This window comes from Streptomyces sp. NPDC048612, from assembly GCF_043199295.1.
Taxonomy (GTDB): Bacteria; Actinomycetota; Actinomycetes; order Streptomycetales; family Streptomycetaceae; genus Streptomyces.
Window position 1 is genome coordinate 170,784 of the sequence record NZ_JBICVV010000016.1, and the last position, 14,226, is coordinate 185,009.

Below are 14,226 nucleotides of genomic sequence, written 5' to 3' on the forward strand. Positions count from 1 at the left end.
CGCCCTGTGCCCTAAGAAGCTTCTAAGAGAGGTGTTTGGCAGCCTATGTCCATGCCGCCCACGCCCGGGAACACCCCAGCCGCCAAGATCCTCGTCGTCGACGACGAACCGGAGGTGCGCGCCGCCGTCGAGGACGGCCTCGCCGTGGAGGGCTATGCGGTGCGCGGCGCCGCCGACGGCCTGGCCGCCCTCTCGGAGGTCGCCGCCTGGCAGCCGGACGCCCTGGTCCTGGACGTGATGATGCCGGTACTGGACGGCCTGGCCGTCTGCCGCCGGCTGCGCGCCCTGGACGACCGCACCCCGATCCTCGTGCTGACCGCGCTGGGCTCGGTCAGCGAACGGGTCGACGGACTCGACGCCGGCGCCGACGACTACCTCGTCAAACCCTTCGCCCTGGACGAACTGGTGGCCCGGGTCAGGGCGCTGCTGCGGCGGGCGTCGACCACGGCCGTGGAGGACCCCCGGCTCTCCTTCGGCGACCTGGTCGTCGACCCGGTGACCCGTACCGGCCACCGGGCGGGCCGTCCGCTGGAGTTCAGCCGCACCGAGTGGGCGCTGCTGGAGCTGTTGCTGCTGCACCCCCGGCAGGTGCTGCCACGCGAGGTGATCCTGGAGCGCGTCTGGGGCCGCGACTTCGGGCCGGACTCCAACTCGCTGGCCGTGTACATCGGTTATCTGCGCCGCAAGCTGGAGGCGGGCGGCGAGCCCCGGCTCGTCCACACCGTGCACGGCATCGGCTACCGCCTGGACCACGCGGAGGGCGCATGACCGGCACCCGCGGCCTGGGGGCCCGCTGGCGGCGGCGCCGCCCGCTGCGCACCCGGCTGGCGCTGGCGGCCTCCTCCGCGGTGGCGGTGGTGGCGGTCGGCGTCTGTGCGGCCGCGTTCACCATCATCGACTACCAGATGACCCGTCAGCTGGAGCTGAGCCTGAGCCAGACGGCCGCCCAGGCCGTCCGGGACCGCCACGACTGGGGCCCGACCCCGAGTGACACCCTCTGCCGGTACCCGGCCTCGGCCTGCGTCCAGATCGTGCCGTCCGACCCCGCCAGGGACCCGCGCAAGCCGTATGTGCTGCCCGTCTCCGACGCCACCCGGCAGGTCGCCGACGGCCGGCGCGCGGCATTCTACACGAAGCTGACGGTGGCCGGCCATCCGGTCCGGATGCTCACCACGCGCCTGGCGGACAAGGACGAGGCGGTGCAGGTCGCCCAGCGCTCCGACACCGTCGACCGGGGCGTCGAGCAGGCCGCCGGGGCGCTGGCCGTGCTCGGCGGCGCGGGCGTCCTGCTGGCCGCCGCCCTGGGCTACTGGGTGTCCCGTACGGGCCTGGCCCCGGTCGCCCGGCTCACCGCCACAGCGGAGCGCATCGCCGCCACCCGCGACGCCCGCCACCGCATCGAACTCCCCGCAGGCCCGCCCGCCCGGGAGGACGAGGTCACCCGCCTCGCCACCAGCTTCAACACCATGCTCGGCGAACTGGAGCAGTCGGTCACCGCCCAGCGCCGGCTGGTCGCCGACGCCTCGCACGAGCTGCGCACCCCGCTGACCGCGCTCCGCACCAACGCCGAACTCCTCGCCCGCGCCGACCGGTTGACCGACGCCCAGCGCGACCGGGCCGCGGGCGCCCTGGGCCGCCAGCTGCGCGAGGTCACCACGCTCGTCAACGACCTGATCGAGCTGGCCCGCGACGAGGAGCCGCAGCCCCTGGTGGAGCAGGTACGCCCGGCCGCCCTCCTGGAGCACGCGGTGGGCGCGGCCCGGGAACACTGGCCGGAGCTCACCTTCACCGCCGTCGTCGACCCGGCCGCGGCGGACGCCACCGTCCCGGGGGTGCCGGCCCGTCTCTCCCGGCTGCTGTCCAACCTGCTCGACAACGCGGCGAAGTTCTCCCCGCCGGGCGGCCCGGTCGAGACCGAACTCCGCGGTGTGCCGGACGCCTGGGAGCTGACCGTACGCGACCACGGCCCCGGCATCGAGGCCGCCGATCTGCCCCATGTCTTCGACCGCTTCTACCGGGCGCAGGCGGCCCGCGCCCTGCCCGGCTCCGGTCTGGGCCTGGCGATGGCCCGCCAGATCGCCCGCGCCCACGGGGCCGAGCTCACCGCCGAGCAGGCACCGGGGGGCGGGGCGCTCTTCCGGCTGCGGATTCCGCTGCCGTAGCGCGGGCGGCGGACCACGGGGCGGCCGGTGCGACGCCGGGCCCGGCGTACAGGGGCGGGGCGGCAGGTGGGTCACCCGCCGCCCCGCCCCGGGCCGTTCCTCCGGCCGGGAGTCAGAACCCGGCGGGCTCGGTGTAGACGCCCCACTCGTCGCGCAGCGCGTCGCAGATCTCGCCGAGGGTCGCCTCGGCCCGTACGGCCTCCAGCATCGGCTCGATCATGTTGCTGCCGGCCCGTGCGGCATCCAGCATCGTCTTGAGCGAGGCCCGCACCCGGGCGTCGTCCCGCGCCGCCTTCCGCGCCCCGAGCGCCCGCACCTGCTCCCGCTCGACCTCGTGGCTGACCCGCAGGATCTCCAGGTCGCCGGTGACCGAGCCGTGGTGGCAGTTGACGCCGACGACCTTCTTGTCGCCCTTCTCCAGCGCCTGCTGGTACCGGAAGGCGGACTCGGCGATCTCGCCGGTGAACCAGCCGTCCTCGATGCCGCGCAGGATGCCGGAGGTCATCGGGCCGATCGGGTGCTCACCGTTCGGCACCGCCCGCCGGCCGCGCTCCTTGATCTGGTCGAAGATCTTCTCGGCGTCCGCCTCGATCCGGTCGGTCAGCGACTCGATGAACCACGAACCGCCCAGCGGGTCCGCCACATTGGCGACGCCGGTCTCCTCCATCAGCACCTGCTGGGTGCGCAGCGCGATCTCCGCGGCCTGCTCGCTGGGCAGCGCCAGGGTCTCGTCCAGGGCGTTGGTGTGCAGCGAGTTCGTGCCGCCGAGCACGGCCGCCAGCGCCTCGACGGCGGTGCGGACCACGTTGTTGTACGGCTGCTGGGCGGTCAGCGAGACCCCGGCGGTCTGGGTGTGGAAGCGCAGCCACTGCGCCTTCTCGCTCGTGGCGCCGTACACGTCGCGCATCCAGCGGGCCCAGATCCGGCGCGCGGCCCGGAACTTCGCGATCTCCTCGAAGAAGTCCAGATGCGCGTCGAAGAAGAAGGACAGCCCGGGGGCGAAGGTGTCGACGTCCAGGCCGCGCGAAAGCCCCAGCTCCACGTAGCCGAAGCCGTCGGCGAGGGTGTACGCCAGCTCCTGCGCGGCCGTCGCGCCCGCCTCGCGGATGTGGTAGCCGGAGACCGAGAGCGGCTTGTACGCGGGGATGCCGCGCGCGCAGTGCTCCATCAGGTCGCCGATCAGCCGCAGATGGGGCTCCGGCGGGAAGAGCCACTCCTTCTGCGCGATGTACTCCTTGAAGATGTCCGTCTGGAGCGTGCCGTTCAGCACCCCCGGGTCGATGCCCTGCCGCTCGGCGGCGACCAGGTACATGCAGAAGACGGGGACGGCGGGACCGCTGATCGTCATCGAGGTCGTGACGTCGCCCAGCGGGATGTCCTTGAAGAGGACCTCCATGTCGGCGGCCGAGTCGATGGCGACGCCGCAGTGCCCGACCTCGCCCAGCGACCGCGGATCGTCGGAGTCGCGGCCCATGAGCGTCGGCATGTCGAAGGCGACGGAGAGGCCGCCGCCGCCCGCCTTCAGGATCATCTTGTAGCGCTCGTTCGTCTGCTCGGCGTTGCCGAACCCGGCGAACTGGCGGATGGTCCACGTCCGCCCCCGGTAGCCGGTGGGGTACAGCCCGCGGGTGAAGGGGAACTCGCCCGGCCACCCGATCCGCTCGAAGCCCTCGACCGAGTCGCCGGGGCGGGGACCGTACGCCGGCTCGACAGCATCCCCCGAAAGCGTGGTGAAGTCCGCGTCCCGCTTACGGGCGGAGTCGTACCGGGCCTGCCAGCGGCGGCGGCCCTCATCGATCGCGTCAGCGTCCATACCCACGAATTTACTAGGACGTCCTAGTACTTGTCGACGGGAGAGGCGCATGGGTCGCCTTGTGCGTGGCGAGGTTCACCGTCCGTAACGCCGCCCGGTCACGCAAAAGCGCCCGCCCCTCGAAGGGACAGGCGCGTTCCGCGGGCTTTCCAGGTGGGCCGGGGCGGCCGTCAGACCTGCACCGGCTCCGGAGCGTCACCGGCGATCAGCGGCTCGACCTCCCGCACCACCGTGCGCTCCACGAAGAACGCGGCGGTGGGGATGGTGCCCGAGACCAGCACCCACAGCAGCTTGCCGAACTTCCACTTGGCCTTGGAGCCCAGATCGAAGGCGAAGACCAGGTAGATGATGTAGAGCACGCCGTGGACCTGGGAGACGACGAGGGTGAGGTCCTTGCCCATCCCGAAGCCGTACTTGAACACCATGCAGGCGCACAGCACCAGCAGCATCACGGCGGTGACATAGGCCATCGCCCGGTAGCGGGTCAGGACGCTTCGCTTCATGCCCCGAGCGTAACCAGCCGTTCCGGGGCGATCTTCGCCGCCCCCCTGGAACGCAGCGCCCTACTCGTCCTTGAAGTCGTCCGCCGCCACCCGCAGCGGCCGCAGCAGCGCGAAGATCTCCGCGCACTCCTCGGCGTCGTAGGCCCCGAGCCCGAAGTCCATCGCCATCAGCTCACGGGTGGCCGCGTCACACACCTCGCGGCCCTTCTCCGTGATCGTGGCGAGCGTGCCCCGCCCGTCGTTCGGATTCGGCCGCTTGGCGACGAGCCCGGACCGCACCAGCCGGTCGACGGTGTTGGTCACCGAGGTCGGGTGCACCATCAGCCGCTCACCGATCTTCGACATCGGCAGCTCACCGGCCTTGGAGAAGGTCAGCAGCACCAGCGCCTCATAGCGCGCGAAGGTCAGCCCGTACGGCTTGACCACCGCGTCCACCTCGGCCAGCAGGATCTGGTGGGCGCGCATGATCGAGGTGATCGCGGCCATCGAGGGCACGGCTCCCCATCGCTGCTGCCACAGTTCATCGGCACGCGCGATGGGATCGAAAGCAAGGCTGAGCGGCTTCGGCACGGCCCCGACACTACCGGGCAGCCACATGGCGGTCAGCCGCGTCTCACTTTCCGGTCCGGGGCTGCGGTCCGGCCGGTCCGCGCACCGGCCCGGCGGCCGCCCGGCCCCCCGGCGCCGTACGCCGCACCTCGAAGATCGCCGCCAGTACACAGACCGTGCCCAGCACCCCGGCGGCCGGCATCACGAGTCGCAGGGGCGCGTACTCCGCGGCCACCCCGGCCAGTCCCATCGCCAGTCCCATCACCGTCATCCGCCCGGCCTGCATCACCGTCATCGCCTGGCCCAGGAGTTCCTCGGGGACCGCGGCGACGAACCAGCGGTCCACCCCGAAGTTGTACGAGATGCCGGTGCCGGTCAGCACGAGCAGCAGCAGCGCCCAGCCGAACGAGGGCTGTGCGGCGAAGCCGAGGGAGGGCAGGACGGCGAAGAGCCCCATGGGGAAGGTCAGCCGGGTGCGGGCCCGTGGCCCGAGGAACGTGCCCACCAGGCTCTCGGCGAGCACCGCACCGACCGGCATGCCGCACAGCAGCAGCCCCGCCCCGGCCGGCCCGGTGCCGAGCAGGCCGGCGTAGGGGATCAGCAGCGCCTCGGGGATCACCACGAAGGCCGGCGGCAGCCACGTCAGCAGGAGCAGCGCCCGCACCCGGCGGTCGGCCAGCAGCCGCCGGAGCCCGCCCAGCGAGGCGCCCAGCAGCGCCCCGCGCGCGCCGTCCCGGGCCGGGCGTGCCAGGGTCCCCAGCCGCAGCAGCAGCGCCGATCCGAGGAAGGTGCCGGCGGTGAGCGCGAGCACCGCCCCCGGGGACACCACGGCGAGCAGCAGGCCCCCGGCCGCGAACCCGGCGAGCTGCGCGCTCTGGTTCACCAGGCGGATCACCGAGCGCCCCAGGACGAACAGCTCCCCCTCGCCGAGGATCTCCCCCAGCGTCGCGGCCCGGGTCCCGGCGAAGACCGGCGCGACGGCCGCGAGCACACAGCGCAGCACCAGCAGCGCCCCGACCGGTGTGCCCGGCACCACCATCCCCGCCGCCGCCAGCGCGCACAGCAGGTCGCAGCCGACCAGCACCCGCCGGGCCGGATACCGGTCGGCGACCGCCGACAGCAGCGTCCCGCCGATGACGTACGGCGCCAGCCCCAGCGCGAAGGTCAGCGCGCTCAGCAGCGGCGAGGCGGTGAGCCGGAAGACGAGGACGGACAGCGCGATCTCGCAGACGACCACGCCGAGCGAGGACAGCAGATGCGCGGCGAAGACGTACCGGAACTCGGGGACGGCGAAGACGGCGCGATAGCCGTCCGGGCGGGCCGCTGCGGCGGACGGTGCGGCACCGGCGGCGCCCGCACCGGGGCAGGCGGGAAGGCGGCCCGACGGCGCGGACCCGGAGGGCGAGGACATGGCGGCAGCCTGCCGGAGCCCGGTGCCGCCCCGTAGTCTTTCGGCTCCAGCCGAATCCCGTGTCGGAGGGAGTACCCGGCCGTGCCGGTGAACCTGCATTTCGGCGCCGACGACCTGCTCCGCATCCGGTTCGCCGTCTCCCCGCTGTGCGAGACCCATGAGGCGGTACGGACCCTGCGCCGCACCGACCGGCACGGCTATCACACACCGTGGCTGCGCCGGATGCGCGAGACGCCGGCCGGGCTGGACCTGGCACCGCTGTGGCTCTTCATGCCGGCGACGCCCCCGGGCTACACCCCGGACTTCCTGGGCCGCCCCCCGGACGGCCCGATGGCCGGTTTCGACGAGGAGCTGGCGCGGCTGCGCGCCACCGAACCGGCCCTGGCCCACGCCGAGATGGCCAAGTCGCTGGCGGGCCGGCCGGAGGCGGCCCGGTCGGCGCGCGGCCGGGCGGCGCTGGCCGATCCGGCACGGGCGGTGCAGGAGCTGGCCGATGTCACCGAACGGGCCTGGCGGGCGCTGCTCGCCCCGGACTGGCCGCGGCTGCGGGCGCTGCTGGAGGCCGAGATCGCCTACCGGTCACGGCAGTTGGCGGACGGCGGGCTCCAGCGGCTGTTCGCCGATCTGCATCCGCGGCTGTCCTGGTCGGGGGACACCCTGACGGTCCGGACCCGGACCGACTTCGCCCAGATGCAGGACCTGGACGGCCGCGGGGTGCTGCTGCTGCCCAGCGTGTTCGTGTGGCCGGACGTGGTCAGCGGGTTCGACCCGCCCTGGCAGCCCACGGTGATCTACCCGGCGCGCGGGATCGGCGGGCTGTGGACCGAGGCGGAGACGGGGGTGGCGCTGGCCCGGCTGCTGGGGGCGAACCGCGCCGCCGTACTGGCCGCGCTCGACGTGCCGTCGACCACGACGGCCCTGGCCCACCGCCTCGGCCTGGCGCCGTCCTCCGTCTCGGGGCATCTGTCCGTGCTGCGCGACGCCGGTCTGCTGGCCTCGCGCCGGCACGGACATCAGGTGCGGTACGAGCGCACCCCCCTGGGGATCGCCCTGGCGGCGGGCGGCTGACGCCCCGGCGGGCGCCGGGGCGGGACCGCTCAGGCCCGGCGGGTGCCGTCCGCGGCGAGATGCCGCTCCACGGTCTCGACCTTCGAGGTCAGCCCGTCGGTGACCCCGGGCCGGATGTCGGCCTTGAGCACCAGCGAGACCCGCCCGGAGCGGGCCTCGACGGCCGCGACCGCGCGCTTGACGACGTCCATGACCTCGTCCCATTCACCTTCGATGGAGGTGAACATGGCGTCCGTACGGTTCGGCAGTCCGGACTCACGGACGACCCGGACCGCGTCGGCGACGTACTCACCGACGTCCTCGCCGACGCCCAGCGGGCTCACCGAGAAGGCGACGATCATGCGCTCACGACGCCTTCCTTGCGGGCGCGGGCGGCGATCACACCGGCCTCCTCCTCGCGCTTGAGGATGCGGTCCCCGTAGAGGCCGCCGAACGGCACGATCGCCAGCACGAAGAACAGCGCGACGCGCTTGAACGGCCACTTGGTGCGGTTCCACACGTCCAGCAGCAGCACCACGTAGGTGATGAAGAGCAGGCCGTGGATCATGCCGAGCGGCATCACCAGGGAGTCGTAGTCGAAGGCCAGGCGGAAGCCGGTGCCGAAGATCAGCAGCGCCGGGAAGGAGAGCGCCTCCGGGATGGATGCCAGGCGCAGTCGGTGCAGGGCGGCAGCGGTCTTGATGTCCACGGGAACCTCGTTCGGGTGGCAGATGGGCAGTCGGCGCAGGGCGCCGTCTTCTGGGGGCAGAGGTCGGGCGACGGGCGGGCGCGCTTGTGCAAGAGTTCACAAGCTTCGCCCATTGTTACAGCCGCCTCCCCGATCACCGCGCCGGGGGGCGGGAAGCCGGCGGCGGCCCGGCCGCGGGGGAGAAATCAGGGCGAAGTCAGGGACAAAGGGCCTGCCCCGCACGGCCCCGGACGGCTACGGTCTGATCCGTGGCTCAGTTTCGGCTCCAGGGGAGCAAGGTGCTCGCCGTCGACATGACGGGCGATGCCGTCAAGGCGAAAAACGGTGCGATGGTCGCGTACGACGGCCAGATGTCGTTCAAGAAGATGTCCGGCGGCGGCGAGGGCCTGCGCGGCATGGTCACCCGTCGGATCACGGGCGAACAGATGGCCGTGATGGAGGTGAAGGGCCACGGCACCTGCTTCTTCGCCGACCGGGCGAGCGAGATCAACCTGGTGCAGCTGCAGGGCGAGAAGCTGTTCGTGGAGGCCAGCAACCTGCTGTGCACGGACGCCGCGCTCCGTACGGGCACGACCTTCACCGGCCTGCGCGGCGCCTCCCAGGGCAACGGCCTGTTCACCACCACCGTCGAGGGCAGCGGCCAGGCGGCGATCACCTCCGACGGCCCCGCCGTGGTGCTGCGGGTCACCAAGCAGTACCCCCTCCAGGTCGACCCGGGCGCGTACGTCGCCCACACCGGCGACCTCAAGCAGCACTTCCAGTCCGGGGTGAACTTCCGCACCCTCATCGGGGAGGGCTCCGGCGAGGCCTTCCAGATCCGCTTCGAGGGCGAGGGCCTGGTCTACGTCCAGCCCAGCGAGCGCAACACCGTGGGAGGTGAGGTCTGATGCCGTTCACGGCGCTCAACCCGCGCGTGGTGGAGTCCAGGATCGGTCCGGGGCAGCGGATGTTCAGCCAGCGGGGCGCGATGCTCGCCTACCGCGGCGAGGTCTCCTTCACCCCCAACATCCAGGGCGGCCAGGGCGGTATCGGCTCGATGATCGGCCGCCGGATCGCCGGCGAGGCCGCCCCCCTGATGACGGTGGAAGGCACCGGAACGGTCATGTTCGGCCACGGCGGCCATCACGTCCACGTCGTCGACCTGACCGGCGAGACGCTCTATGTCGAGGCCGACCGGCTACTGGCCTTCGACGGCGGGCTGGAGCAGGGCACGATGTTCATGGGCTCGCAGGGCGGCGTGATGGGCATGGTGCGCGGCCAAGTCACCGGCCAGGGCCTGTTCACCACGACCCTCAAGGGCGTCGGCTCGGCCGCGGTGATGGCGCACGGCGGGGTGATCGAGCTGCCGATCACGCCCCAGCGCCCGGTCCATGTCGACCCGCAGGCCTATGTCGCCCACCGCGGCGACGTCCGCAACAAACTGTCCACGGCGCTCGGCTGGCGCGACATGGTCGGCCGCGGCTCGGGCGAGGCCTTCCAGCTGGAGCTGTCGGGCCAGGGCACCGTCTACGTCCAGGCGTCGGAGGAGAAGCTGTGACCGGTCCCGTCATCCACGACGTCTCCTCGCTGCCCGCCGACGACAACGTCAACCCCTATGCCTTCAGCGTCGAGCTGGACGGCCAGTGGTTCCTGCAGAAGGGGAAGATGATCGCCTACTACGGGCAGATCGACTTCCACGGCATCGGACACGGCCGCCTGGACCGCCTGGTCGCCGGAAGTTTCCATTCGCCACTGCACGCCGCGGACTGGGTCGTCGCCGAGGGCCGCGGAAAGATGCTGCTCGCGGACCGTGCCTTCGATGTCAACTCCTTCGATCTGGAGGACGGCAACCTGACGATTCGCTCGGGCAACTTGCTCGCATTTCAGCCATCTCTCTCGCTGAAGCAGTCGATCATCCCGGGTTTCCTCACCCTCATCGGGACGGGCAAGTTCGTGGCCGCCTCCAACGGCCCGGTGGTCTTCATGGAGCCGCCGATCCGGGTGGACCCGCAGGCGCTCGTCGGCTGGGCGGACTGCCCCTCCCCGTGCCATCACTACGACCACCAGTACCTGCGGGGATTCCTCGGCGGCCTGCGCGCGCACACCGGCCTCGGCGGGGCGTCCGGGGAGGAGCACCAATTCGAGTTCGTCGGGGCCGGCACGGTGCTGCTGCAGTCGACGGAGCTGCTGATGCCGGAGCTGGACACCGGCGCGGTGCCCACCGAAGCGGGCGTTCCGGGCGGCGGCGGACACGTCCCGCAAAGTGGCTCACAACTGCCCCAGTTGCCCGGCAACCTCGGGAGCCTCCAGCGCCGCTTCGGGCTGTGAGCGGTACTCTGCGGACGGTGACCTCGAACGTCTGACCAACAACCGGCCCCCGCTGGACGAGGCACCACCCCCCGGCCTGATTAATTCGCTTTTCAACTTTTACGGGTAGAATTCACTCCATGACGACCGACAGCGACACCCCCTGGCTGACCGACCAGGAGCAGTGTGCCTGGCGCACCCACCTCGACGTCAGCAGGCTGCTGATGCACCAACTAGAGCGCGATCTGCAGCCGTTCGGCCTGACGAACAACGACTACGAGATCCTGGTCAACCTCTCCGAGGCCGAGGACCGGCGCCTCCGGATGAGCGACCTGGCCGCCAGCACCCTGCAGTCCAAGAGCCGTCTCTCCCACCAGATCACCCGGATGGAGAACGCCGGCCTGGTGCGCCGCGAGAGCTGCGAGTCGGACCGCCGCGGCCTCTACGCCGTCCTCACGGACGAGGGCTGGGACACCATGCGCCGGGTCGCCCCGCACCATGTCGCCTCGGTCCGCAAGCACTTCATCGACCTGTTCACCGCCGAGGACCTCCAGGCGCTGCGCACCTCGCTCACGCCGGTGGCCGAACACCTCCGCAAGGAGCGCGGCGGCCTCTGACCGCCCGGCCTCGGCCCCTGACCCGGGCCGAGGCCCCGCCGCCCGGGCCACGAAGTCCTCAGCCGGCCACCGGCAGCCGCAGTTCGAAGACCGAGCCCGCGCGCACGGCCAGCGAACCGCCGTGCCGCACCGCGACATCCCGCGCGATGGCCAGCCCCAGCCCGGCCCCGCCGTCGTCCCGGGTCCGCGCGTCGTCGAGCCGGACGAACCGCTCGAAGATCCGCTCCCGCTCGCTCTCCGGCACCCCGGGCCCGTCGTCCTCGACCCTCAGCACCACCCACTCCCCCTCGCGCACCACGGCAACCCGTACGGACGCGACGGCATGCCGCTGCGCGTTGTCCAGCAGGTTCGTCAGCACCCGCCCCAACTGCCCGCGGGACCCCGCCACTTCCCCGCTCGCCAGCTCGCCGAGCCGCACCGGAATCCGGTCCGTGACCCGCTGTGAGCTCTCCTCGCGCACCATCGCCGCCAGATCGACCCGGGCCTCGGACGGCCGCTCCCCCGCGTCCAGCCGGGCCAGCAGCAGCAGGTCCGCGGCCAGCCGCTGAAGCCGCACGGTGTCCTCCACGGCACCCGGCACATCCAGCAACTCCGGGTGCGCCACCCCCACTTCCAGCTGCGTCCGCAGGCTCGCGATCGGGCTGCGCAGCTCGTGCGAGGCGTCCGCGACGAACCGCCGCTGCCGCTCCACCGACGACTCCAGCGCCGCCAGCGTCTCGTTGGTCGTCCGGGCCAGCCGGCCGATCTCGTCCTTCGACGACGGCACCGGCACCCGCCGGCTCAGATCCGTACTCGCGGTGATCGCGGCCATCTCCCCGCGAATCCCCTCCACCGGCCGCAGCGCCCGCCGGGTCACCAGCCAGGTCACCCCCGCCACCACCCCGAGCAGCAGCGGCAGTCCGATCAGCATGGCGTTCCGCACCGACGCGACGGCATCCTCCTCCGGCGCCAGCGCCGACCCCGCGCGCACCGTCACCGACTCACCGCGGGCGTCCTTGGCCTCGACCAGCGCGAACCGGTAGTCGGCCACCGACCCGTCGACCTTCGCGGTCCCGTCCCGGTAGGTGACGTCCTCGTCGACCTCCCCCGCCCGGAGCCCGCGGTCGTCCTCCTCGTCCTCGTCGTCGTCACCGGCCGTCGGCGGGACGCTCCCCGCGCCCCCCGATGCGCCCGCCACCCGCTTCCCGTCGACGGCCTGCACGTCCTCGCCGACCGCCAGCACCCGCCCGTCGTCGGCGGCGACCACCACCGGGTGCTCCTCGCCGTCCGGCAGATCCAGCTTGCCGTACGGCTTCCCGGTGGCGATCTGCGCGGCCACCTCGCGCGCCGCGACCTCCGCCTGCAGCCCGGCCCGGCCCTGCAGTTTGTTGCTCAGCACCAGCAGCACCGCCGTACCCGCCGCGATCAGCGCCAGGGCCACCACCACGGTCGCCCCGGCCGCTGCCCTGGCCCGTACCGAACCCAGCACGCTACCCACCGGACACCAGCCGGTATCCCGCGCCGCGGACCGTCACGATGTGGCCGGCGCCGAGCTTGCGCCGCAGCGCGCTCACGTACACCTCGATGATGTTGACATCGCCCTCATAGGCGAAGTCCCAGACGTGCTCCAGGATCTCCGCCTTGGAGACCACCTCGCCCGCCCGCAGCGCCAGTTGCTCCAGCACGGCGAACTCCTTCGTCGTCAGCGTCACCTCGACGCCGTCCCGCTCGACCCGCCGCGCGCCCTGGTCGACGGCCAGCGGCCCCACCCGCAACACCGGAGGGGCGGTCCGGCCCCGCCGCCGCAGCAGCGCCTTCACCCGCGCCACCAGCACCACGTACGAGAACGGCTTGGTCAGATAGTCGTCGGCGCCGGTGTCCAGTCCCTCGGCCTCGTCGTACTCGCCGTCCTTGGCGGTCAGCATCAGGATCGGCACCTCGTGCCCGGCCGCCCGCAGCGCCCCGCACACGCGGTAGCCGTTCATCCCCGGCAGCATGATGTCGAGCACGAGCAGGTCGTAGCTCTCCTCACTCGCCTGGCGGAGCCCCACCAGACCGTCGTGCACCACATCGACCGCATACCCCTCGGCCATCAGTCCCTTGGCCAGGGAGAGGGCCAGCCGTTTCTCGTCCTCCACGAGCAGAAGCCGGTACGGACGGTGCCCGGCGGGGCCGGGCGGGCGGTGGTGCGTGACGGGCGGGTGCATGCGCTCCACCATGCCATTCCCTCCCTGAAGCCCCCTTCAGGTGCCTTCAGGTCCCCTTCAGCTTCGGTTCGCCAGTGTGGTGCCACATCCGATCGCAAGGGGAGAGAAACATGAAGCGCCAACTGATCATCGCCACCGCCGCCGCGGCCGCCCTCGTCGCCGGCGGAACGGTCACCGCCATGGCGGTCAGCGGCGACGGCTCCGGCAGCGCCCGCTCCGGCTCCCCGGTCTCGGCGCAGCCTGCGGCCCCCTCGGGGACCGCCCAGGTCCAGGACGGCAGCTCCAGCATCCGCATGCCGGACGACGACGGCCAGGAGGACGCCCGCGAGGCCCGCGCCGCCAAGGTCAGCGCACCGGACGCCGCGGCCGCCGCCCTGAAGGCCGTCCCCGGCACCGTGACCGGCCTCGACCTGGACACCGACCGTCCCGGCCTGGTCTGGGAAGCGGATGTCCTCGGCAAGGACGGCAAGTGGCACGAGGTCACCCTCGACGCCGGTACCGCGCGCGTGCTGAACCAGCACGTCGACCAGGACGAGGATGACGACGACGCCGACGAGCGCGCCACCGCCCGCGACGCCCGCACGGACGCCGCAACCGCCGCCCGCACCGCCGCCTCCCACGGCACCGTGACCTCCCTGGAACTGGACGACGACCACCGGTCCAAGGCCTGGGAGGTCGAGACCGTCACGAACGACGGCAAGGAGCACAAGCTCCTGGTAGACACCCAGTCCGGCAACCTCGACACCGCCACGGCCCAGGACACGGACGACGACGACAACGACGACGACTGATTCCCGACCGCCCCCGGCAGGCCCCCCTCACGTCTCCGTGGGCGGGGCCTCCGGCTGTGCGGGTTGCCGGTGGCTGGGCGCCGTTCGCCTACGGCGGGTGGGTGGTGGGTCGGAGGGGACGCCCGGTAAGCCGTCCTCGGCGCGGGCGATGC

At 72.5% G+C, this 14,226-nt stretch carries 16 protein-coding genes; 8 read left to right on the forward strand and 8 right to left on the reverse strand.

The window, feature by feature from the left end; all coding sequences use genetic code 11:
• Positions 1-45: 45 nt before the first annotated feature.
• Together ACGFN2_RS23755 and ACGFN2_RS23760 are read left to right on the forward strand one after the other, a co-directional pair.
• Entirely contained in the window at positions 46-768 is a 723-nt protein-coding gene (locus ACGFN2_RS23755) for a response regulator transcription factor (RefSeq protein ID WP_362611009.1), read from the forward strand.
• A complete protein-coding gene (locus tag ACGFN2_RS23760) occupies positions 765-2,162 on the forward strand; it encodes a sensor histidine kinase (protein WP_393363566.1) in 1,398 nt (465 codons plus the stop codon). The genes ACGFN2_RS23755 and ACGFN2_RS23760 overlap by 4 nt, the downstream gene beginning before the upstream one ends.
• Before the next feature lie 112 nt (positions 2,163-2,274).
• On the opposite strand, the gene ACGFN2_RS23765 is transcribed toward ACGFN2_RS23760, so the two are convergent.
• The 4 genes from ACGFN2_RS23765 to ACGFN2_RS23780 all read right to left on the reverse strand — a co-directional run bounded on the left by ACGFN2_RS23765 (position 2,275) and on the right by ACGFN2_RS23780 (position 6,438).
• Complete coding sequence (locus ACGFN2_RS23765; protein WP_393363569.1) at positions 2,275-3,975, reverse strand: methylmalonyl-CoA mutase; 1,701 nt, start codon at positions 3,973-3,975, stop codon at positions 2,275-2,277.
• A gap of 170 nt (positions 3,976-4,145) precedes the next feature.
• Positions 4,146-4,478, reverse strand: coding sequence for a DUF3817 domain-containing protein (locus ACGFN2_RS23770; protein ID WP_393363572.1), 333 nt, complete (start codon positions 4,476-4,478; stop codon positions 4,146-4,148).
• A 60-nt stretch (positions 4,479-4,538) separates the two neighbouring features.
• Positions 4,539-5,048, reverse strand: coding sequence for a MarR family transcriptional regulator (locus tag ACGFN2_RS23775; RefSeq protein WP_362611018.1), 510 nt, complete (start codon positions 5,046-5,048; stop codon positions 4,539-4,541).
• Positions 5,049-5,091: 43 nt separating this feature from the next.
• On the reverse strand, positions 5,092-6,438 hold the full coding sequence (locus ACGFN2_RS23780; protein ID WP_393363575.1) for an MFS transporter: 1,347 nt from the start codon (positions 6,436-6,438) through the stop codon (positions 5,092-5,094).
• A gap of 81 nt (positions 6,439-6,519) precedes the next feature.
• Between ACGFN2_RS23780 and ACGFN2_RS23785 the strand changes: the two genes are divergently transcribed.
• Positions 6,520-7,506 (forward strand): DUF5937 family protein, encoded by a 987-nt coding sequence (locus ACGFN2_RS23785; RefSeq protein ID WP_393363578.1) that lies wholly within the window; start codon positions 6,520-6,522, stop codon positions 7,504-7,506.
• A gap of 29 nt (positions 7,507-7,535) precedes the next feature.
• Here ACGFN2_RS23785 and ACGFN2_RS23790 read toward each other — a convergent pair whose 3' ends face one another.
• Positions 7,536-7,847, reverse strand: coding sequence for an MTH1187 family thiamine-binding protein (locus ACGFN2_RS23790; protein WP_362611024.1), 312 nt, complete (start codon positions 7,845-7,847; stop codon positions 7,536-7,538).
• Entirely contained in the window at positions 7,844-8,194 is a 351-nt protein-coding gene (locus tag ACGFN2_RS23795) for a DUF3817 domain-containing protein (protein WP_362611026.1), read from the reverse strand. The genes ACGFN2_RS23790 and ACGFN2_RS23795 overlap by 4 nt, the downstream gene beginning before the upstream one ends.
• 248 nt (positions 8,195-8,442) lie before the next feature.
• On the opposite strand from ACGFN2_RS23795, the gene ACGFN2_RS23800 reads away from it, so the two are divergent.
• The 4 genes from ACGFN2_RS23800 to ACGFN2_RS23815 all read left to right on the forward strand — a co-directional run bounded on the left by ACGFN2_RS23800 (position 8,443) and on the right by ACGFN2_RS23815 (position 11,097).
• Positions 8,443-9,081: an AIM24 family protein gene (locus tag ACGFN2_RS23800; RefSeq protein WP_393363583.1), complete on the forward strand. Its 639-nt coding sequence runs from the start codon at positions 8,443-8,445 to the stop codon at positions 9,079-9,081.
• A complete protein-coding gene (locus ACGFN2_RS23805) occupies positions 9,081-9,731 on the forward strand; it encodes an AIM24 family protein (RefSeq protein WP_362611030.1) in 651 nt (216 codons plus the stop codon). The genes ACGFN2_RS23800 and ACGFN2_RS23805 overlap by 1 nt, the downstream gene beginning before the upstream one ends.
• Positions 9,728-10,501, forward strand: coding sequence for an AIM24 family protein (locus ACGFN2_RS23810; RefSeq protein WP_362611033.1), 774 nt, complete (start codon positions 9,728-9,730; stop codon positions 10,499-10,501). Before ACGFN2_RS23805 ends, ACGFN2_RS23810 begins: the two co-directional genes overlap by 4 nt.
• 119 nt (positions 10,502-10,620) lie before the next feature.
• Entirely contained in the window at positions 10,621-11,097 is a 477-nt protein-coding gene (locus ACGFN2_RS23815; protein WP_326618417.1) for a MarR family transcriptional regulator, read from the forward strand.
• A gap of 58 nt (positions 11,098-11,155) precedes the next feature.
• On the opposite strand, the gene ACGFN2_RS23820 is transcribed toward ACGFN2_RS23815, so the two are convergent.
• Positions 11,156-12,562 carry a sensor histidine kinase gene (locus ACGFN2_RS23820; protein ID WP_393363600.1) on the reverse strand — a complete coding sequence of 469 codons (1,407 nt, stop codon included), beginning with the start codon at positions 12,560-12,562 and terminating at the stop codon, positions 11,156-11,158.
• 4 nt (positions 12,563-12,566) lie between these two features.
• Complete coding sequence (locus ACGFN2_RS23825) at positions 12,567-13,283, reverse strand: response regulator transcription factor (RefSeq protein ID WP_362611058.1); 717 nt, start codon at positions 13,281-13,283, stop codon at positions 12,567-12,569.
• A 110-nt stretch (positions 13,284-13,393) separates the two neighbouring features.
• On the opposite strand from ACGFN2_RS23825, the gene ACGFN2_RS23830 reads away from it, so the two are divergent.
• Positions 13,394-14,074: a PepSY domain-containing protein gene (locus tag ACGFN2_RS23830; protein ID WP_393363588.1), complete on the forward strand. Its 681-nt coding sequence runs from the start codon at positions 13,394-13,396 to the stop codon at positions 14,072-14,074.
• Positions 14,075-14,226: the final 152 nt, after the last annotated feature.

Excerpts from the sequence above, each read along its gene's own strand:
- ACGFN2_RS23780 (WP_393363575.1), bottom strand. The coding sequence starts at position 6,438 with ATGTCCTCGCCCTCCGGGTCCGCGCCGTCGGGCCGCCTTCCCGCCTGC.
- ACGFN2_RS23805 (WP_362611030.1), top strand. The coding sequence starts at position 9,081 with ATGCCGTTCACGGCGCTCAACCCGCGCGTGGTGGAGTCCAGGATCGGT.
- ACGFN2_RS23830 (WP_393363588.1), top strand. The coding sequence starts at position 13,394 with ATGAAGCGCCAACTGATCATCGCCACCGCCGCCGCGGCCGCCCTCGTC.
- ACGFN2_RS23770 (WP_393363572.1), bottom strand. The coding sequence starts at position 4,478 with ATGAAGCGAAGCGTCCTGACCCGCTACCGGGCGATGGCCTATGTCACC.
- ACGFN2_RS23755 (WP_362611009.1), top strand. The coding sequence starts at position 46 with ATGTCCATGCCGCCCACGCCCGGGAACACCCCAGCCGCCAAGATCCTC.
- ACGFN2_RS23815 (WP_326618417.1), top strand. The coding sequence starts at position 10,621 with ATGACGACCGACAGCGACACCCCCTGGCTGACCGACCAGGAGCAGTGT.
- ACGFN2_RS23825 (WP_362611058.1), bottom strand. The coding sequence starts at position 13,283 with ATGCACCCGCCCGTCACGCACCACCGCCCGCCCGGCCCCGCCGGGCAC.
- ACGFN2_RS23765 (WP_393363569.1), bottom strand. The coding sequence starts at position 3,975 with ATGGACGCTGACGCGATCGATGAGGGCCGCCGCCGCTGGCAGGCCCGG.
- ACGFN2_RS23760 (WP_393363566.1), top strand. The coding sequence starts at position 765 with ATGACCGGCACCCGCGGCCTGGGGGCCCGCTGGCGGCGGCGCCGCCCG.
- ACGFN2_RS23790 (WP_362611024.1), bottom strand. The coding sequence starts at position 7,847 with ATGATCGTCGCCTTCTCGGTGAGCCCGCTGGGCGTCGGCGAGGACGTC.